This is a genomic window from Streptomyces sp. NPDC093261 (genome assembly GCF_044753645.1).
GTDB lineage: Bacteria > Actinomycetota > Actinomycetes > Streptomycetales > Streptomycetaceae > Streptomyces.
Genome location: NZ_JBIVNO010000031.1, coordinates 40347 through 59113, shown reverse-complemented (window position 1 = coordinate 59113; position 18767 = coordinate 40347). Strand labels below are relative to the sequence as shown.

The following is an 18767-nucleotide window of genomic DNA, read 5'->3' as shown; positions in this document are numbered from 1 at the left end:
CATTCCGAACCCGGAAGCTAAGCCTTACAGCGCCGATGGTACTGCAGGGGGGACCCTGTGGGAGAGTAGGACGCCGCCGAACAAAATGTGAGGGAAACCCCCGTGCTTTTCAGCACGGGGGTTTTCTGCGTTTAGGGTCGAGTCATGCGCTATGACCTCGTCATCTTCGACAACGACGGCGTGCTCGTCGACAGCGAGCCCATCTCCAACCGGCTCCTGGCCGCCTACCTCACCGAGTTGGGCCACCGGACCACGTACGAAGACTCCATCCGGGACTACATGGGATCGGCGATGCACCGCGTCCACGACCTCGTGCTCGAACGGACGGGACAGCGGCTGCCTGACGACTTCGACGATGTCTTCCACGCCCGTGTCTTCGCCGCGTTCGCACGGGAGTTGAAGCCCGTGACCGGCGTCGTGGACGTCCTGGAGAAGCTGAGCGCCGACGGGGTCCCGTACTGCGTGGCGTCGTCCGGAAGCCATGAGCGGATCCGGGTGGGACACCGCACGACCGGGCTCGACCGGTGGTTCGCCGACGACCGGATCTTCAGCTCGCAGGACGTGGGGCGCGGGAAGCCGGCGCCCGACCTCTTCCTGTACGCGGCCGAGCGGATGGGGGTCGCCCCCGAGCGGTGCGTGGTCGTGGAGGACAGTCCCCTCGGTGTGCAGGCCGCGGTGGCCGCGCACATGGACGTCTACGGGTTCACCGCCATGACGCCCGGCGACCGGCTCACGGGTGCCACCCGACTCTTCGCGAGCATGGGTGAGTTGCCCGACCTGCTGATACGTCCGAGGTCATGACCCCGGCTACCGGATGGGCACTGACATTTGTCATGCCGAGCTCCGGACGATCGTTTCTACTGGCGCACCCCTGGTCTCCGCGAATCTAGGGGTATGACGACGAACACGGTTCCTCAGGGCCAGAGCAGGAAGAACACGTTCGCGCCGCTGATCATGGACGTGGCGGTGCCGGTCGGGTCCTACTACCTGTTCAAGGACGGGCTCGGCACGAGCACCCTCATGGCTCTCGGGCTCAGCAGCCTCGTGTCCGCCGGGCGGGTCGCCTGGAGCGCGGTCCGGGAGCGGAAGGTCAACGCCCTCGCCGGACTCATCCTGTTCGTGAACGTGGTCGGGCTGATGCTCAGCTTCGTCTCCGGCGACCCGAGGCTGATGCTCGCCAAGGACAGCGGGATCAGCAGCGCGGTCGGGATCGGGATCCTGGTCTCCGTAGCCCTCGGGAAGCCGATGATGACGGCCGGTATGAAGCCCTGGCTCGTGAAGGGCGACGCCGAGAAGGAGGCCGCGTGGGAGCGGCTGCGGAGCGGGTCCCCGGCCTTCCGGCGGGCCGAGCGGGTCTTCTCCGTCGTGTGGGGCGTGGTACTGCTCGGCGAATGCGTCGTGCGGATCGTGGGCGCGTACACGCTGCCGGTGGACACCATGGTCTGGCTCGGGAGCGTCATCTTCATCGCCGCGATGGCCCTGGGCTTCCTCGTCAGCGGTGCCCTCGCCGCCGGTCCCATGGCGGGAATGCTCGCCGCCGAAGTGCAGGCGGGCGCCGGGACGTTCGCTCCGGAGGGCAAGGCGGGCGAGACCCGGGCGACCCCCTCCGCGCCGGTCCTCGCCCGGTGAGGCTCAACCCCCGGCTGAACGGCAAAGCTGAACAGAAATCAACTTCGGCTGGATCTATTCAGCGGTAACCAGGGGCCCTACGCTCGCCGCCATGACAGATGTGCTGCGGCGCGGTAGGGCCTCTGTGGCGTTCAGCTTCTTCGCCCAGGGCGTCACCTTCGCACTTCTGGTGACGAGGATCCCGGCCATCCAGGACCGGTACGGGATCTCCGACGCGCTGCTGCCCGTCTTCCTCGCCGCGGTGCCCATCCTCGCGGGTGTCGGCAGTGTCATCACCGAGCAACTCGTCAAGCGTGCCCGGCCCAGTCGGCTGCTGCGCTGGTCTCAGCCCGTGGTGCTGTTGGCCCTCCTCGGCGTCGGCTCCGGGGACCGTACGGCCGAGCTGGCCGCCGCGCTGGGCGCGTTCGGGCTGACGGTGGGGGCGCTCGACGCCTCCATGAACATGCTCGGGGTGAGCCTGCAACGGGCCTACGGACGCAGCATCATGCTCGGTTTCCATGCCGCGTACAGCCTCGGAGGGATCCTCGGCGCCTCGCTGGCCTGGGCGGGCGCGCACTGGCATCTCGCGCTGTGGGTGTCGTATCTGCCCGTCGTGGCGGTGCTGCTGCCGGCCACTCTGGTGGGGAGCAGGTGGTACGTCGACGGTGCGGGGCCGGCTGCGCAGGAGGAGCCGGGCGGGGCCGGCACCGGCAGTGTCGTCTTCAGGCTGCTGCTGCCGCTGTGTCTGGTGATGACCTTCGCGTACATCGGGGACTCGACCGTCTCCAACTGGAGCGCCAAGTATCTGCAGGACACCCTCGGCAGCTCGGAGCAGCTGGCGACCGTTCCGTACAACGTCTACATGGTCACCACGCTGCTCGGGCGGTCGATCGGTGACTTCGGGGTGCGGCGGTTCGGGGCCGCGGGAGTCGTCCGCGCCGGTGCGCTGGTCGCGGCACTCGGGTTCGCGGTGGTGGCCGGGGCGCCCGGCGCCTGGGTGGGCATGCTGGGGTTCACTCTGCTGGGCCTTGGACTGTGTGTGCTCGTGCCGCAGACGTTCGCGGCCGCCGGGCGGCTGTTCCCCGGGGCCTCGGACGCGGCCGTCGCCCGCCTCAACATCTTCAACTACGTCGGTTTTCTGATCGGTTCGCCCTTGGTGGGCGCGCTCGGCGACGCCTGGAGCTACCGGGGAGCCATGCTTGTTCCGATGGTGTTGGTCCTGGTGACGCTGGTGTACGCCCGTTCGTTCGCGCCCGCCGCGGACCGATACGGTGGCGGGCATGAGCGGCCGCGCACAACTGATGTGGGACGAGGCAGTAACGGGCTATGACTTCGGCCCGGACCATCCGATGGATCCGGTCCGGCTCGCGCTGACCAGGAAGCTGGTCGACGCCTTCGGGCTGGAGAAGGACATCCGGGTGGTCGGGGCGAAGCCCGCGGGCGACTCGACGCTCAGGCTGGTGCACCGCGAGGACTACGTGCAGGCGGTGAAGGCCGCGTCCGCGGACCCGCGGTCGGCCGACGGGTCGTACGGACTCGGGACCGTGGACGACCCCGCCTTCGCCGGGATGCACGAGGTGTCCGCCCTGATCGCCGGGCAGTCGGTCGGCGCGGCCGAGGCCGTGTGGCGCGGGGACGCCCTGCACGCCGTGAACTTCGCCGGGGGGCTGCACCACGCGATGCCGGGCGGTGCCTCCGGGTTCTGCATCTACAACGACGCCGCCCTCGCCATCGCCCGGCTGCTGGAGCTGGGTGCCGAGCGGATCGTGTATGTGGATGTGGACGTGCACCACGGGGACGGGGTGCAGGCCGCGTTCTGGGAGGACCCCCGAGTCCTCACCGTCTCGCTCCACGAACATCCGCGGACCCTCTTCCCGCAGACGGGGTGGCCGCAGGAGACGGGCGCGGCGGATGCCGAGGGCAGCGCGGTGAACGTGGCGCTGCCGGCCGGGACGGGGGACACGGGGTGGGTGCGGGCCTTCCACGCCGTCGTCCCGGAGCTGATCGCCGACTTCCGGCCGCAGGTGCTCGTCACCCAGCACGGTGCCGACACCCACTTCGAGGACCCGCTCGCGCACCTCGCCGTGTCGCTGGACGCCCAGCGAGCCGTGCAGATGGCGTGTCACGACCTGGCGCACCAGTACGCCGAGGGGCGCTGGGTCGCGCTGGGCGGCGGCGGGTACGCGGTGGTGGAGGTCGTACCGCGCTCATGGACGCATCTGGTCGCCATCGCGGCGGGGCGGCCGATCGAGCCTGAGACCGTGGTTCCGGAGAGCTGGCGGAGGGAAGTCTTCGCCCGTACCCGGCAGTTGGCGCCGGCCCGGATGACGGACGGGCGGTGGCCGGTGGGGTACGCGGACTGGGAGGCGGGGTACGACCCGGCGGACCGGCTGGACCAGGCGGTGCTCGCGACCCGCAAGGCGGTGTATCCGCTGCGTGGCCTGCTGCCCTAGCGGGCCGCACGAGCGGGGCGTCGCGCGACGGCGTCGCCCCGAGGCGGGGAGCGGGCCGCGCCCGGGCAGCGTCCCAGCCGTCGGCAGGATCGCACCATTAGGCCGACTGTGGGGTGTTTTCCGCATTCCGGTCATGCGGGGCGGGTGGTTGGGCCAGCATCGCTGGAGTGTTGAGCACCGGAGCACTGCGTGCGCATCTGCTGGCCGCCCGGCTGGCCGGACCCGTGGCCACGTCGCGCGAGGACAGCCTGCGCAGCTATCGGCTTTTCGCCGCTCGCGATCCCCGCGTACTGATCGGACTCGATCCCGAATGGACATGGGGCGCCAGAGACCTGATCGAATTGATGGCGGACAAGTGCGGGGTTTCGGCCGATCCTCGTCATACCTCCGGCCATGATGTGATTGACCCGGAGCGCACGCTGGAGGCCCTGGACGCCTTCGCCGACCGGGTCGGCGGGGCCGCGCGGCGCGGGGAAAGGGTGCTGCTCGGCACCGGCCATCCGCACCGGCTGACCGGTTTCTACGCCGAGCTCGCCCATGCCCTGTCGGCGGCGGGATGTGCCGTCCTCACACCGGCGAAGGGCCGCTGTGTCGACATATTGACCCGGTTCGGCCTACGCACGTACAACCTTGATTACGTACGGGGAGTCGCCCTCGTGCGGAAACAGGATCACGGACGAGCCGGTTGTGAGCCCGGCGCACACACGCATTCTCCGCTGCCGGTTCGTATCGCGCTGGCCGCCGCGGCGGAGGCCGGCGGGCCGCTGCCGGACCTGGTGATCGGGGACCACGGCTGGGTCTGCGGGGCAGGTCAGCTGGGGTTCGAGGCGATCGGGCTGGCCGACACGGACGATCCGGCGCTCTTCGTCGGGGAGGCGGAGGGGCGCGTGTCCGTCGTCGTTCCACTCGATGACGCTGTGCGGTCTGATTACTACCGGCCGCTTACTCGCTATGTACTCAATCGAGCGTGTCTGTCACAGTAGGCCGCGGATGGCATCCCCTCTTCCCCACTTGCATCACCCGCACCTAGTCTGGGGAGTGAGCACGCAACGACGAAGAGTCACCGGAAGGGGAAGCCGGTGGCCGTCGAGTGCGGAAGGTTCAGGTGTGTCATGGCTGCAGCTGGCGAGAGGCCTCTGAACGAGGTTCAGTTCCTGACCGTGGCGGAAGTCGCCTCGGTGATGCGCGTGTCGAAGATGACCGTGTACCGGCTGGTGCACAGCGGTCATCTGCCGGCGATCCGGGTGGGGAGGTCCTTCCGGGTGCCGGAGCAAGCGGTTCACGAGTACCTCCGCGAGAGCTATGTGGGGGTGGAGACGGCCTGACGGCGGCCCGGTGGGGCCCGTTGGGGCCTGCCGGGTCACCTCGATTACGACCTCAGCCCTCGGGCGGGTAGGCTAGCCCCTCGTAGGTCGTGTGGGCCCATGGCGCCCAGCACCGAGTGATGAGAAGTGAGCGAGGGTAGTCGTGGGCTCTGTTATCAAGAAGCGGCGCAAGCGGATGGCGAAGAAGAAGCACCGCAAGCTGCTCAAGCGCACTCGCGTTCAGCGTCGCAACAAGAAGTAAGGCGCGGCCCCGCAAGGGGCGCCCTTGCCTCTTCTGCGCGCACGCGCGTTGTGGCCCCCCACCAACGGTGGGGGGCCTCTGCCTTTTCCGGGTGCCGTTCCCGGGTCGTCGCCGTCTGCCGGACGCCGTCTGCCGGACGCCGGGCAGAGGCCGTCTGCCGGACGCCGGGCGTTCTCCTGGCCGGAAGCCGCTGTGCGTATGCCTGGGGCCGAATGGCTGGGTCTGGTCGTACGAACGGGGGTGTCGTCACTTCGTGCATCAGGCGGTCATCACAGCGCAACACCGACCGGCTAAGTTGGCCGCACACGGGGAACGCGGCAGGCTGAGGGCAGAGCTACGTCCAGGACTGGACGGGACGGGAAGAGAGGCGCTGATCTTGGGCAAGGTCGTGCTCGTGACCGGGGTGGCCCGCCGGCTGGGCGGCCGGTTCGTACGACGGATCCAGCGTGACCCGGAGGTCGATCGGGTGGTCGCGGTGGACGTGGTGCCGCCCGAGCATCATCTGGGCGGCGCCGACTTCGTCCGGGCCGACATCCGCCAGCCCACCATCGCCCGCGTGCTCGCCGAGCACGCCGTCGACACGGTCGTCCACATGGACGTGACCGGCACCCCGCTGGGCAGCGGCAGCCGGGCCACGGTCAAGGAGACGAACGTCATCGGCACCATGCAACTGCTCGGTGCCTGCCAGAAGTCCCCGTCGGTCAAGCGGCTGGTGGTGAAGTCCAGCACCAACGTCTACGGGTCGGCGCCCCGCGACCCGGCCGTCTTCACCGAGACGACCCCGCCCAAGTCCCTGCCCAGCGGGGGCTTCGCCAAGGACGCCGTCGAGGTCGAGGGGTACGTACGGGGCTTCGCGCGGCGCCGTCCGGACGTGGCGGTCTGTGTGCTGCGCTTCGCCAACATCCTCGGTCCGAACGCCGACTCGCCCCTCGCGTCGTACTTCTCGCTGCCGGTGCTGCCCACCGTCCTCGGCTACGACCCGCGGTTGCAGTTCGTGCACGAGGACGATGTGATCGAGGTGCTTCGGATCGGCTCGCACGAGCCGCAGCGCGGCACGCTCAACAGCGGCACCTTCAACGTGGCCGGAGACGGTGTGCTGCTGCTGTCGCAGTGCGCACGGCGTCTGGGCCGGCCGACCGTGCCCCTGCTGCTGCCCGCGGTCACCTGGGTCGGCTCGGCGATGCGCACCCTGGGCATGACGGACTTCTCGCCCGAGCAGATCCGGCTGCTCACCCATGGCCGGGTGGTGTCGACGGACCAGATGCGCGAGACACTGGGATACGAGCCGAAGTACACGACCGCCGAGACGTTCGCGGACTTCGCGCGCAGCCGCGGGCCCGGACTGCTGCCGCCGGAGGCCCTCGCGGAGGCCGTGGACCGGATCGCCGCACTGCCCGCCCTGGGCGGTGGCCACCCCCCGACGCAGAGCGCCAACTGAGGAGCGCATCAACGATGGCGGACGCCAAGGTCATTCCGTTCGACGACGACCGGTCCCGCGGGGCTGCCGTGCAGCGGCCGCAGCGGCGCCGGAGCACGGGGAACCGGCGCAAGGGCGAGCCCGCGGCGGTCCGGGAGGTGCAGCCGCTGCCCGGCAGCAGCCCGCCGCAGGACCCTCAGGCTCCACAGGACCCTCAGGCTCCACAGGACCGTCCGGCCCCTCAGAGTCCACAGGATCCCCTGGGTGACGTTCCTGCGGCGCATGAGGAGGAACTGCCCGACCGGCGCCAGGGCGGGGGTCTGGAGCAGCGTCTCGCCGGGGGCCTGGCCTTTCTGCGGCGCCGGCTGACGGGCGACTACGAGGTCGACGACTTCGGTTACGACGAGCAGCTCACGGACCAGGTCCTGATGTCGCTGCTGCGGCCGATGTACGAGAAGTACTTCCGGGTCGAGGTCAAGGGCATCGACAACATCCCGTCCAAGGGCGGGGCGCTGATCGTCGCCAACCACTCCGGCACGTTGCCGCTGGACGGCCTGATGATGCAGGTCGCCGTACACGACAACCACCCGGCGGACCGCCATCTGCGGCTGCTCGCGGCCGACTTGGTCTTCGTGCTGCCGGTGGTCAACGAACTGGCCCGCAAGCTCGGTCACACCCTCGCCTGTGCCGAGGACGCCGAACGGCTTCTCGCGCAGGGCGAGCTGGTCGGGGTGATGCCGGAGGGCTTCAAAGGCATCGGCAAGCCCTTCAGCGAGCGCTACAAGCTCCAGCGCTTCGGCCGGGGCGGGTTCGTCTCCACCGCGCTGCGTCAGGGGGCGCCGATCGTTCCGTGCTCGATCGTCGGGGCCGAGGAGATCTACCCGATGATCGGCAATGCGAAGACCCTGGCCCGGCTGCTGGGGTTCCCGTACTTCCCGATCACCCCGACGTTTCCGTGGCTGGGGCCGCTGGGCGCGATCCCGCTGCCGACGAAGTGGACGATCCAGTTCGGTGAGCCGATCCGGACGGACGGCTATCCGCCGGAGGCCGCCGAGGACCCGATGCTGATGTTCAACCTGACGGACCAGGTCAGGGAGCAGATCCAGCACACCCTGTACAAGCTGCTGGTGCAGCGCAGGTCGGTCTTCTTCTGACGCGGGACCCGTCCCGCCTCGGACGTGAAACGTTCTTCCGGCGGCGCGAAGGGAACTTCGGTACGACAACGGGGGCGCCTCGCAAGGGGCGCCCCCGTCGTCGTACGGGCCCTGTGTGCCCTATCTGTTCTCTTCGCCCTCGATGCCGAGGCCCGGCAGCAGGCCCGGGAGAAGCGGGGGCAGGGTCACGTTCGGTTCCGTCGACGGGCTCTTGCTCGACGACGGTGAACTGCCGGCGGAGTTCTTCGGCGGGTCCAGCAGGCCACCGGTGCTGTCGCCGAGCAGACCCTCACCGCCGCTCTGGGACGCGGACGGCTCGGGCGTGCCGCTGCCGGACCGGCTGGTGCCGGCGGAGCCGCCGGGGGTGCTGGGTGCCACGCCGCCCGTACCGTCGGAGCCGGTGGGGGTCGAACCGGAGCTCCGGTGCGTGCTGGAGCCGCCCTTGGACGGGGGCTGCGGCAGCAGCGACTGCAACGGGGCGACCTCCTGGTCTATGGCGTCGAAGACCGACGAGACCTGGCGGCTGACGTCGCCGAGCTGGACCGGCAGTCGGTCGCGCAGGGCGCCCCAGGCCGTGCGGTGGGACGCGGAGAAGGCGGAGAGGGCCTGGATGGGGGCGAGGGAGCCGTCCCGCTCGTAGGCCGCGTGCAGCAGGCGGTGACCTTCGGACGCGTCGTGCTGGACGCCGGACAGGGTGCGCCGGATCTCTCCGATGGACTCGTGGTCGAGGTGGCCGGCGCGGTCGCGCTCCATCAGCCGACGGGCCTCGTTCAGCCGGGCGGAGGCCTGGTCCAGGTAGAGCTGCCCGCGCTCGTTGTCCCCGTCGGCCATGCCGAGCCGGACGTCCTCGATGCCGCGTTTGAGGCCGTAGAGGGAGTCACCGGGCAGGGCGTCGGAACTGGCGGCGGCCACTCCTCCGAAGGAGGCCGCGGCCACACCGACGCTGAGCCCGCCCGCGGCGAGGCCCTTGGTGAGCCGGGTACGCGGGCGCAGTTTCCCCAGCGGGCGCGCCCGGTGAGCGCCCCGGGCCCGGTGGCTGCGCTGCTCGGGCACGGAAGGATCCGCCGCCTCGCCTCGCGCGCCGTCCTGGAGCATGGCCTCCATCGCGGCCACCAGCCGCGCGCGCTGGACGACCTTGACCTCGGGGTCCAGCACGGGCCCGGGCAGCTCGCCGAGGCCGGTCGCGAGGGCCAACAGGCGGGCGTACTCGGTCTGTTCCGCGGCAGCCGGGGCCGATCCGTCGGGCTGCCCGGCCGCCGTACCCCGGTCGTCGGACTGCTCCTCCAGGGCCTGGGCGAAGGCGTTCGCCCGCCGGTGTGCCGATACGTTCGCGATCACTGGCGGCACCTCCTCTCGTCATGACGGTCGACTCCCCAGGGGGTCCTGAGGGTTGCACGCGCTGACCGCATACACACGATCGTGTGATCGGAGGCGGCCAGGGGTGACCACAGGGAGCCTGTATCCCGCACAACGAGCGGCTCGGCACTTGGGTTACGGACGACGGATGATCGGACCGCGAACTCAACGCACCTGTACGGAAGGTGAGTTGGCGGTGGCGGTGTGTGTACGGCGGTGCGGCGGACACAGCCGCGGGGCGGCTCGGTGGAGGGACGGAAAGGGGGCGCGGCGGAGGGGCGGCGCGGTGGTGGGACGGCTCGGTGGGGGATGGTGCCGGGGTCGGTGTGGGGCGGCGTGGGGGACGGGGGCGGCTGGACGGGCCCGGGGTGCGGTCCCGTGGGATGCGGTCGGCGGGACTCAGCGGGCGTCTTCGGGCAGGAGCCGGGCCAGGGTGCGCACGGCCCGGTACTGGAGGGTCTTGATCGCCCCCTCGTTCTTGCCCATCACGCGCGCGGTCTCGGCGACGGAGAGGCCCTGGAGGAAGCGGAGCGTCACGCACTCCTGCTGCTGGGGGTTGAGCCGCCGTACGGCATCGAGGAGGGCGGCGTTGGAGAGGGACTCGAGGACGGAGTCCTCGGGGGAGCGCTCGACCTCGTTGGCGTCGAGCATCTCACCGGTGGTGACCTCGAGCCGGAAGCGGCTGGACTTGAAGTGGTCGGCGACGAGGTTGCGGGCGATCGTGACGAGCCAGGCGCCGAAGTCGCGCCCCTGCCAGGTGAAGGTGCCGATCCGCCGCAGGGCACGCAGAAAGGTCTCGCTGGTGAGGTCCTCGGCTGTCGCCCGGCCTCCCACCCGGTAGTAGATGTAGCGGTACACGGTGTCGCTGTACTGGTCGTACAGGCGCCCGAAAGCCTCGGCCTCGCCGGCCTGGGCGCGCTCCACGAGGTCCATCATGCGGGCGCTGTCACTGTCCGCAGCCGGGCGGCGTGCGGTGGTCGCCGGACCGGAACGACCCCGTCTGCCGCCGACGGCGGCGCTGCCGTCCGCCAGTGCGTAGCACGGGCCGACGGGCGCGGCGGTGGCGAAGGCGGGGACGGCGTACGCGGTGGGGACGAAGCCGCGCAACAGGTCGTGGACCGTCGCGCGCAGCGTAGCCAGGCCCGAGGCGTCAACCCCGACGTGTGGGTACACGGGACTCCCAGAGGCAGAGCTTCCATCACGTGCAGTACGGGACCGTTCACCCGTCGTAGCGACGGAGGGGTACCGGTTTGCGTCTGAGGAGAATAACGCTTAGTACAGGCAGCACTACACCCAGTTGCTCAAATCATCGATTACGTCGCTTCTGTAACCGGTTGACGCCCGCTCAAGTGCCGCACGATGACCGTTTGTTGCTCGAATGAGTTCGTCTTCCGTCTGGTTGCGGGGCGTGTTGTGGCCGGGTGCGCGCGAGGGGAGTGGTGGGGAGGGGTGTGGGGTAGAACGCGGCGAATGCGGGTGTCCTCCGGGGGCGAAACGGTTCGAGCGCGGCTTTGAGCGCGCTTCGCGGTCGCTTCGCCGGCGGTCGGCCCGTGATCCGTACGCGGTCCGCCGGCGGTCCACCCGTGATCCGTACGAGGGAAGGCGGGGGTGGTCACGGAGTGTGATGGCCATGCGGACGCCTCGCCCGGCGCGGGTGCCCTGTCGGGCGCGTCAGCGGCGGCGCGGTCCGGCGGTGGCGATGATCCGGCGGTGGCGATGATCCGGCCGTGACAAGTGGCAGGCCGTTGATGGCGATCGGGCGGTGGTGGCGGCCCGGCGTTGGGATTGGGCGGCGGTGGCGATGATCCGGCGGTGGCGATGATCCGGCCGTGACAGTGGCAGGCGGCTGGTGGTGATCGGGCGGTGGTGGCGGCCCGGCGCCGGCGGCGGTTTCGGCGGCGTCTCAGCGGCGGCGGCGGTGCAGGGCGATGGCCGCTGCCGTGCCGCCCGCGACCGCACCCACCCCGGCCGCTGCCGGGAGGCCGACCTTGGCGGCCTTGCGGGCCGTGCGGTAGTCACGCAGGCGCCAGTCCTGGGCGCGGGCGTGCTTGCGGAGCTTGGTGTCCGGGTTGATCGCGTAGGGGTGACCCACCAGCGACAGCATCGGGATGTCGTTGTGGGAGTCGCTGTACGCCGCGCAGCGGGGCAGGTCCAGGCCCTCCGCCGCCGCGAGCGCGCGCACCGCCTCCGCCTTGGCCGGGCCGTGCAGGGGCTCGCCCACGAGGCGGCCGGTGTAGACGCCGTCGATGGACTCCGCCACCGTGCCGAGGGCTCCGGTCAGGCCCAGCCTGCGGGCGATCACCGTGGCGATCTCCACCGGCGCCGCCGTGACCAGCCACACCCTCTGGCCCGCGTCCAGGTGTGCCTGTGCCAGCGCCCGCGTACCCGGCCAGATCCGCTCGGCCATGTACTCGTCGTAGATCTCCTCGCCGATCGACATCAGCTCGGAGACCCGGTGGCCCTTCACGATCGACAGCGCGGAGTCCCGGGCGTCCTGCATGTGCTCGGGATCCTCCACCCCGGCCAGCCGGAACCACGCCTGCTGCCAGGCGAACCTCGCCAGGTCGCGCGTCTCGAAGAACTTCCGCTTGTACAGACCGCGGCCGAAGTGGAACAGCGCGGCGCCCTGCATCACGGTGTTGTCCAGGTCGAAGAACGCCGCGGCCTTCTCATCGCCGAGGACCGGGAATTCCGGTTCCCTGGTGACGTCCTGGGCGACGGCGTCCTGCGAGGTCTTGCGCGCTGCCTCCGCCGAGGCCTCGCCTGCCAACACGCTCCGCGCCGTGGCGGAGCGCCTACGGGGAGTGAGCCATCCGAGAGCGGCCATGACGCGAGCATAGCCAGTTTGTTCGGTGGTTCCGGAGTCGAGAGGTTGGGAGGCTGTGAACTCTGTGCGACCGCGCCGTTAAAGGAGTGGGCCGGTCGGCGTGGCGGCGTGGTGGTCACCGGCGGTCGCACGTTAGGGGCGGGGGGCTCGCGCAGGGGTCTTCCGGAGTGAAAATGGCCGACATGAGTCCCATCTTTCGGCGCAACAGCACCCAGGGCCGCGACCCCCAGGACCGTCTCGTCACCCTCATCCGGAAGCCCGGCTGTCATCTGTGTGACGACGCACAGACCGTCATCGAGAAGGTCTGCGGCGAACTGGGGGTCCCCTGGGAGCGGAAGGACATCACCGAGGACGAGGAGCTGCATCGCCGGTACTGGGAGCAGATCCCGGTCGTGCTGGTCGACGGCGCCCAGCACACGTTCTGGCGTGTGAACGAAGAACGCCTGCGCAAAGCCCTGACGGCGGCCGGCTGAGCGGCCCCACCGAACTGACTGATCAGTCCAACTGAGGCGGAGAGTCGCTTAGGATCGTCGGCGATTGGTCTCGGGGGCGTGGATTGTCGAGGAGAGTGGGCGGCTTTGCCCCCAGGAGAAAAGGAACGGCTGGGTCCGTGCGCCGGTTCCCCTCCGGTGCGCCGGAGGCGCGTGACCCCGGTCACGTTGGCCGGGCAAATCGGACACCATCTTTGTGCACGCGTTCACAAAGACATAGCCTGCATTCGACGGGGCGGTCTGGGGACGTGTGACCGCCTGCAGCCCCGCGCTACCCGCAGGAGCACCGTGGCAACTGGCCGAACTCACCGACCGGCGACCCGCAGCCGAGGGATTCCCGAGGCCACCGTCGCCCGGCTTCCGCTGTACCTCCGAGCCCTGACCGCACTGTCGGAGCGCTCGGTACCCACGGTCTCCTCCGAGGAGCTGGCCGCCGCCGCGGGGGTCAACTCCGCGAAGTTGCGCAAGGACTTCTCCTACCTCGGCTCCTACGGCACCCGGGGCGTGGGCTACGACGTCGAGTATCTCGTGTACCAGATCTCCCGTGAGCTGGGCCTGACCCAGGACTGGCCGGTTGTGATCGTCGGTATCGGCAACCTCGGCGCGGCGCTGGCCAACTACGGCGGGTTCGCGTCCCGTGGCTTCCGGGTCGCCGCGCTCATCGACGCCGACCCGGCGATGGCCGGAAAGCCCGTCGCGGGCATCCCGGTCCAGCACACCGACGACCTGGAGAAGATCATCCAGGACAACGGGGTCTCCATCGGTGTCATCGCCACCCCCGCGGGCGCCGCCCAGCAGGTCTGCGACCGGCTCGTGGCCGCGGGCGTGACCTCCATCCTGAACTTCGCGCCGACCGTGCTGTCCGTGCCGGACGGCGTGGACGTGCGCAAGGTCGACCTCTCCATCGAGCTGCAGATCCTCGCCTTCCACGAGCAGCGCAAGGCCGGCGAGGAAGCCATGGAGGCCATCGCCGAAGGCCTGCCGGCCGCCGCCGCGGCCAAGGGTTCCGCCGACCAGGGGCCTGACGGGGACGTCCCCGCCGTGATGCCGGCATGAGCCTCCTCGTCGTCGGACTGAGCCACCGCAGTGCTCCTGTGAGCATCCTGGAGCGGGCCGCGCTGACCGCGGACACCCAGGCCAAGCTGCTCCAGGACACGGTCGCCGCCGAGCCGGCCACCGAGGCCGCGGTGCTCGCCACCTGCAATCGCATCGAGCTGTACGCCGACGTGGACAAGTTCCACGCGGGCGTCGCCGAGCTGTCCACCCTCCTCGCCCAGCACAGCGGGGTCGGCCTGGACGAGCTGACCCCCTACCTCTACGTGCACTACGAGGACCGGGCCGTCCACCACCTCTTCTCGGTGGCCTGCGGGCTGGACTCGATGGTCGTGGGCGAGGGCCAGATCCTCGGTCAGATCAAGGACTCCCTGGCCACCTCGCAGGAGCTGCACACCGCGGGACGGCTGCTGAACGACCTGTTCCAGCAGTCGCTGCGGGTCGGCAAGCGCGCCCACTCCGAGACCGGCATCGACCGCGCCGGGCAGTCGCTGGTGACCTTCGGCCTGGAGCAGCTCGCGGCCGGTACGCCGGTCGCGACCTGGGCCGCGGGCAAGCGCGCCCTCGTGATCGGCGCCGGTTCCATGTCCTCGCTGGCCGCCGCGACCCTCGCGCGCGCCGGGGTTGCCGAGGTCGTGATCGCCAACCGCACCCTCGAGCGCGCCGAGCGCCTCGCGCGCGTCCTGACGGAGGCCGACGACACGGACGTGGTGGCCCGTGCGGTACCGATGGAGTCGGTCCCGTACGAGCTGACACGTGCCCACGTCGCCGTGTCCTGCACCGGCGCCACCGGCCTGGTGCTGACCGCCGAGGCGGTCGCCCAGGCCCTGGAGGGACGCGTGGAGGGCCCCGTGGCTCCCTCGCTCCCGAGGCCCGCAGGAGCCGGGCCCCGCCGTACGGACGACGCGGAGTCCCCGCGTACGACCGCATCGGCCGTCGTACGCGACGGTCTCGCGCTCCTCGGCGCCGGCACCGACGACGACTGCCCGCTGGACCTGTCGGCCGTGCAGGGCACGGCCGGTTTCTCGGTGCTGGGCGAGGCGGCCGTGGCCGGGATGGACGCCGCCGAGCTGGAGCAGCACGCGGCGTGGGTGGACAAGGGCGCCGCGGAGCGCACGGCCCGCCCGGCCGGCGGTGTCGTACCGGACCCCGAGGCCGAGGCCGAGGTCATCACGGCGCTCGCCGCGACCGTGGCCACCGTCGGCCGTATCCCCGAGCGCCGCCGCCCCGAGGCGGTCGTGCCGGCTCCCCGGCCCGAGCCCGTTCTGTCGCTGCTCGACCTCGCGATGCCGCGGGACGTGGACGCGGCCGTGCACCGGCTGCCCGGCGTGCGGCTCGTCGACATCGAGTCCCTCGCCGAGGCGTCCGCGGACGCGCCCATGGCAGCCGACGTCGATCAGGTGCGGGGCATCGTCTCCGACGAGGTCGCCGCGTTCGGCGCGGCCCTGCGCGCCGCGCACATCACGCCGACCGTGGTCGCGCTGCGCTCCATGGCCGCCGACGTGGTCGCGAACGAGATCGCGCGCCTGGAGGGACGGCTGCCGGGGCTGGACGACAAGCACCGCGCGGAGATCACACAGACCGTGCGGCGTGTCGTCGACAAGCTGCTGCACGCGCCGACCGTACGGATCAAGCAGCTCGCCGCCGAGCCCGGCGGCGCCGGATACGCGGACGCGCTGCGCACCCTGTTCGATCTGGACCCCGAGACGGTCGCCTCCGTCTCCCGGGCCGACGAGAACCCCGAGAACCCCGAGAACGCCGAGAACCGAGGGCGAGCATGAGTGAGCCACGTGAGCCGAAGGGGCGCGCCCCCCGAGAAGAAGGGGCACTGAGGCTCGGTACCAGGCGCAGCAAGCTGGCCATGGCCCAGTCCGGGCTGGTCGCGGACGCCGTGCGCCGCGTGACGGGACGGCCCGTGGAGCTCGTGGAGATCACGACGTACGGCGATGTCTCGCGCGAGCACCTCGCCCAGATCGGCGGCACCGGTGTGTTCGTGACGGCGCTGCGCGACGCGCTGCTGCGCGGCGAGGTCGACTTCGCGGTGCACTCCCTGAAGGACCTGCCGACCACGCAGCCCGAGGACCTGGTGCTGGCCGCCGTGCCCGAGCGCGAGGACCCGCGGGACGTGATCGTGGCGCGGGACGCCCTGAAGTTCGCCGACCTGCCCCGCGGGGCCCGGATAGGCACCGGCGCGCCACGCCGCATGGCGCAGCTGAACGCGTACGCGCGCAGTCACGGCCTGGAGATCGAGACGGTCCCGATCCGGGGCAACGTCGACACCCGGATCGGATACGTCCGCAGTGGCGAGCTGGACGCCGTGGTCCTCGCGGCGGCCGGACTGAACCGGATGGGCCGGATCGACGAAGTGACCGACTTCCTGTCGGCCGACACGGTTTTGCCCGCCCCCGGCCAGGGGGCCCTCGCGATCGAGTGCAGGGCGGGGAACACCGCCCAAGACACTGCCCTCATCGCCGCGCTCGCCGAGCTCGACGACCCGTTCACCCGGGCCGCCGTGACCGCCGAGCGGTCCCTGCTCGCCGCCCTGGAGGCCGGTTGCAGCGCCCCTGTGGGCGCGCTGGCCGACCTTCCCCCACTCTCGGCTCCGCTCGAGCGGTGGGACCCCCAGGCCGACGAGCAGATTGTCAAGGAAATGCGCCTGCGCGGCGTCGTCGGCACGGCCGACGGCCGGACGCTGGTGCAGCTGTCCACCACCGGTCCCGTGCCCGAGACGCACGACCAGGCAATGGCGCTCGGTCGCGAACTCGCCGCCGAGATGCTCGCCAAGGGCGCGGCCGGTCTGATGGGGGAGCGAGCACATTGAGCCCCACCACCCTTCCCGCCGGCCTTGACCACGGGCACGTCACCTTCCTCGGTGCCGGACCCGGGGATCCGGGACTTCTCACACTGCGCGCCGTCGAGGCGCTGGCGAACGCGGACGTCCTCGTCGGCGAGCACGAGGTGCTCGACGTGGTACGCACGCACGCCAGAGCGGGCGTCGCCGTCCTGAACACGGGTCCGGACCCCTCTGCGGGCACGTATCCGGGCACGGGCACGGCTCAGCTCGCGGCCGTTGACGGCGAGTCAACAGCCGCTGGTGTCCCTGCGTTGAGGGATCCCGCACATCTTGTCATGGAGGCTGCGCGGGGCGGCAAGCGGGTCGTCCGTGCGGTGACCGGCGACCCCGGCCTGGACGCGTACGCCGCCGAGGAGATGCTGGCGTGCGCCGCCGCGGGCGTTCCCTTCGAGGTCGTGCCCGGTATCGCGACCGCCGTCGGCGTGCCCGCGTACGCGGGTGTGCCGCTGCGGGACGCGCAGGGCGCGGACGTACGGTTCGTGGACGCGCGGACCGCCTCGGACCGCTGCTGGACCGAGGTCGGCGCCTCCGACGGCACGGTCGTGGTCTCCACGACGTTGGACTCGGTCGCGGCCGCCGCCGGGGAGCTGGTGGCCGCGGGCCGCAAGCCGGACACGCCGCTGACGGTGACCGTCGGCGGCACGACGACCCGGCAGCGCACCTGGAGCGCGACGCTCGGCTCCATCGCGCAGACGCTCAAGCAGGCGAAGGTCCTGCCGTCCCCCGACGGCTGGCGGCCGGTCATAGCCGTGGTCGGTGAGCGTTCCGCCGCCGCCCAGCGCGACCAGCTGTCCTGGTTCGAGAACAAGCCGCTGTTCGGCTGGAGGGTTCTCGTCCCGCGGACGAAGGAGCAGGCGGCGTCGCTCTCCGACCAGCTGCGGTCGTACGGGGCCGTGCCGCACGAGGTGCCGACGATCGCCGTCGAGCCGCCGCGCACGCCCCAGCAGATGGAGCGGGCGGTCAAGGGCCTGGTGACGGGCCGCTACGAGTGGATCGCGTTCACGTCGGTCAACGCGGTGAAGGCGGTCCGGGAGAAGTTCGAGGAGTACGGCCTCGACGCGCGGGCCTTCGCGGGCATCAAGGTGGCCGCGGTCGGCGAGCAGACGGCCAAGGCGCTGGTCGCCTTCGGTGTGAAGCCGGACCTGGTGCCGAGCGGGGAGCAGTCCGCCGCCGGCCTGCTGGAGGACTGGCCCCCCTACGACCCGGTCTTCGACCCGATCGACCGGGTGTTCCTGCCGCGCGCGGACATCGCCACGGAGACCCTGGTCGCCGGCCTGATCGAACTCGGCTGGGAGGTCGACGACGTGACGGCCTACCGGACGGTCCGCGCCTCGCCTCCGCCGGCCGAGACCCGCGAGGCGATCAAGGGTGGCGGCTTCGACGCGGTCCTGTTCACGTCGTCCTCGACGGTCCGGAACCTGGTGGGCATCGCGGGCAAGCCGCACAACGTGACGGTGATCGCCTGCATCGGCCCCGCCACCGCGAAGACCGCGGAGGAGCACGGCCTGCGAGTGGATGTGATGGCCCCGGAGCCGTCGGTGCACAAGCTGGCGGAGGCCCTGGCGGACTTCGGCCTCAAGCGCCGCGCCGCCGCCCTGGAGGCCGGGGACCCGGCGACCCGCCCGAGCGAGCGGCGGCCGGGGGCGCGGCGCCGCCGGACGACTACCTGAGGTATGGCGGAGTGCTCCCTACCGGAGCACTCCGCAACGCTCATTCGTAAGTGACCCCGCTGCTTGGACGGCGTTCAGCCGTCGAACGGACCGATCTGGTTGCTGTCGGCCATGCAACACCCACGGAGGCTCCGCCGCAGTCAGCAGGGCAGTTCCGCCCTGACGACGATCGTGTGAACTCTCTCGTGCCGTACTGGTCGGCTAGCCGAGACGTCGGTGCCTGGAGACGCGTTCGGGACCGTCTGTCATCGCTCTGGCCGTGCCTTCCGCGCCCCGTGGCCGGGGCTCTGCCGCTCTGCCCCGGCCAGGACATCCGGT

At 71.1% G+C, this 18767-nt stretch carries 17 protein-coding genes and 1 rRNA gene; 15 read left to right on the top strand and 3 right to left on the bottom strand.

The annotated features are described in order from the left end of the window. The 10 genes from rrf to ACIP94_RS36525 all read left to right on the top strand — a co-directional run. Positions 1-82: ribosomal RNA gene (rrf, locus tag ACIP94_RS36570) — 5S ribosomal RNA — on the top strand; the annotation flags it as partial. A gap of 62 nt (positions 83-144) precedes the next feature. Next, positions 145-801, top strand: coding sequence for an HAD family hydrolase (locus tag ACIP94_RS36565; RefSeq protein WP_402435844.1), 657 nt, complete (start codon positions 145-147; stop codon positions 799-801). A gap of 93 nt (positions 802-894) precedes the next feature. Beyond that, positions 895-1629, top strand: coding sequence for a VC0807 family protein (locus tag ACIP94_RS36560; RefSeq protein ID WP_402435841.1), 735 nt, complete (start codon positions 895-897; stop codon positions 1627-1629). A gap of 91 nt (positions 1630-1720) precedes the next feature. After that, positions 1721-2938, top strand: coding sequence for an MFS transporter (locus tag ACIP94_RS36555; protein ID WP_402435838.1), 1218 nt, complete (start codon positions 1721-1723; stop codon positions 2936-2938). Beyond that, positions 2889-4061, top strand: a complete 1173-nt coding sequence (locus ACIP94_RS36550; RefSeq protein ID WP_402435835.1) for an acetoin utilization protein AcuC — start codon at positions 2889-2891, stop codon at positions 4059-4061. Before ACIP94_RS36555 ends, ACIP94_RS36550 begins: the two co-directional genes overlap by 50 nt. A 167-nt stretch (positions 4062-4228) precedes the next feature. Further along, a complete protein-coding gene (locus ACIP94_RS36545) occupies positions 4229-5044 on the top strand; it encodes a phosphatase (protein WP_402435832.1) in 816 nt (271 codons plus the stop codon). 129 nt (positions 5045-5173) lie between these two features. Next, positions 5174-5386, top strand: coding sequence for a helix-turn-helix domain-containing protein (locus ACIP94_RS36540; RefSeq protein ID WP_004984898.1), 213 nt, complete (start codon positions 5174-5176; stop codon positions 5384-5386). Between the two features lie 142 nt (positions 5387-5528). Continuing rightward, positions 5529-5627, top strand: a complete 99-nt coding sequence (locus tag ACIP94_RS36535) for a 30S ribosomal protein bS22 (protein WP_003948845.1) — start codon at positions 5529-5531, stop codon at positions 5625-5627. A gap of 376 nt (positions 5628-6003) precedes the next feature. Beyond that, on the top strand, positions 6004-7065 hold the full coding sequence (locus ACIP94_RS36530) for an NAD-dependent epimerase/dehydratase family protein (RefSeq protein ID WP_402435829.1): 1062 nt from the start codon (positions 6004-6006) through the stop codon (positions 7063-7065). Positions 7066-7079: 14 nt separating this feature from the next. After that, the gene (locus tag ACIP94_RS36525; RefSeq protein WP_402435827.1) at positions 7080-8198 is read left to right on the top strand and encodes a 1-acyl-sn-glycerol-3-phosphate acyltransferase; all 1119 of its coding nucleotides are present in this window, start codon (positions 7080-7082) and stop codon (positions 8196-8198) included. 120 nt (positions 8199-8318) lie between these two features. On the opposite strand, the gene ACIP94_RS36520 is transcribed toward ACIP94_RS36525, so the two are convergent. The 3 genes from ACIP94_RS36520 to ACIP94_RS36510 all read right to left on the bottom strand — a co-directional run bounded on the left by ACIP94_RS36520 (position 8319) and on the right by ACIP94_RS36510 (position 12381). Then, on the bottom strand, positions 8319-9536 hold the full coding sequence (locus tag ACIP94_RS36520; RefSeq protein ID WP_402435824.1) for a DUF5667 domain-containing protein: 1218 nt from the start codon (positions 9534-9536) through the stop codon (positions 8319-8321). Positions 9537-9953: 417 nt separating this feature from the next. Further along, entirely contained in the window at positions 9954-10727 is a 774-nt protein-coding gene (locus ACIP94_RS36515; protein ID WP_402435821.1) for an ECF subfamily RNA polymerase sigma factor, BldN family, read from the bottom strand. A gap of 730 nt (positions 10728-11457) precedes the next feature. Continuing rightward, a complete protein-coding gene (locus ACIP94_RS36510) occupies positions 11458-12381 on the bottom strand; it encodes an HAD family hydrolase (RefSeq protein ID WP_402435818.1) in 924 nt (307 codons plus the stop codon). A gap of 173 nt (positions 12382-12554) precedes the next feature. On the opposite strand from ACIP94_RS36510, the gene ACIP94_RS36505 reads away from it, so the two are divergent. The 5 genes from ACIP94_RS36505 (at position 12555) to ACIP94_RS36485 (ending at position 18449) form a co-directional block, all read left to right on the top strand. Then, on the top strand, positions 12555-12854 hold the full coding sequence (locus ACIP94_RS36505) for a glutaredoxin family protein (protein WP_402435815.1): 300 nt from the start codon (positions 12555-12557) through the stop codon (positions 12852-12854). A gap of 306 nt (positions 12855-13160) precedes the next feature. Next, on the top strand, positions 13161-13928 hold the full coding sequence (locus ACIP94_RS36500) for a redox-sensing transcriptional repressor Rex (protein ID WP_402435812.1): 768 nt from the start codon (positions 13161-13163) through the stop codon (positions 13926-13928). Further along, positions 13925-15706 (top strand): glutamyl-tRNA reductase, encoded by a 1782-nt coding sequence (locus ACIP94_RS36495; protein ID WP_402435809.1) that lies wholly within the window; start codon positions 13925-13927, stop codon positions 15704-15706. The genes ACIP94_RS36500 and ACIP94_RS36495 overlap by 4 nt, the downstream gene beginning before the upstream one ends. Then, entirely contained in the window at positions 15703-16746 is a 1044-nt protein-coding gene (gene hemC, locus ACIP94_RS36490) for a hydroxymethylbilane synthase (RefSeq protein WP_402435807.1), read from the top strand. The genes ACIP94_RS36495 and hemC overlap by 4 nt, the downstream gene beginning before the upstream one ends. Further along, positions 16743-18449 carry a uroporphyrinogen-III synthase gene (locus ACIP94_RS36485; protein WP_402435804.1) on the top strand — a complete coding sequence of 569 codons (1707 nt, stop codon included), beginning with the start codon at positions 16743-16745 and terminating at the stop codon, positions 18447-18449. The genes hemC and ACIP94_RS36485 overlap by 4 nt, the downstream gene beginning before the upstream one ends. The last annotated feature ends 318 nt before the right edge of the window (positions 18450-18767 follow it).

Excerpts from the sequence above, each read along its gene's own strand:
- ACIP94_RS36565 (WP_402435844.1), top strand. The coding sequence starts at position 145 with ATGCGCTATGACCTCGTCATCTTCGACAACGACGGCGTGCTCGTCGAC.
- ACIP94_RS36560 (WP_402435841.1), top strand. The coding sequence starts at position 895 with ATGACGACGAACACGGTTCCTCAGGGCCAGAGCAGGAAGAACACGTTC.
- ACIP94_RS36555 (WP_402435838.1), top strand. The coding sequence starts at position 1,721 with ATGACAGATGTGCTGCGGCGCGGTAGGGCCTCTGTGGCGTTCAGCTTC.
- ACIP94_RS36550 (WP_402435835.1), top strand. The coding sequence starts at position 2,889 with ATGAGCGGCCGCGCACAACTGATGTGGGACGAGGCAGTAACGGGCTAT.
- ACIP94_RS36540 (WP_004984898.1), top strand. The coding sequence starts at position 5,174 with ATGGCTGCAGCTGGCGAGAGGCCTCTGAACGAGGTTCAGTTCCTGACC.
- ACIP94_RS36525 (WP_402435827.1), top strand. The coding sequence starts at position 7,080 with ATGGCGGACGCCAAGGTCATTCCGTTCGACGACGACCGGTCCCGCGGG.
- ACIP94_RS36510 (WP_402435818.1), bottom strand. The coding sequence starts at position 12,381 with ATGGCCGCTCTCGGATGGCTCACTCCCCGTAGGCGCTCCGCCACGGCG.
- ACIP94_RS36505 (WP_402435815.1), top strand. The coding sequence starts at position 12,555 with ATGGCCGACATGAGTCCCATCTTTCGGCGCAACAGCACCCAGGGCCGC.
- ACIP94_RS36495 (WP_402435809.1), top strand. The coding sequence starts at position 13,925 with ATGAGCCTCCTCGTCGTCGGACTGAGCCACCGCAGTGCTCCTGTGAGC.
- hemC (WP_402435807.1), top strand. The coding sequence starts at position 15,703 with ATGAGTGAGCCACGTGAGCCGAAGGGGCGCGCCCCCCGAGAAGAAGGG.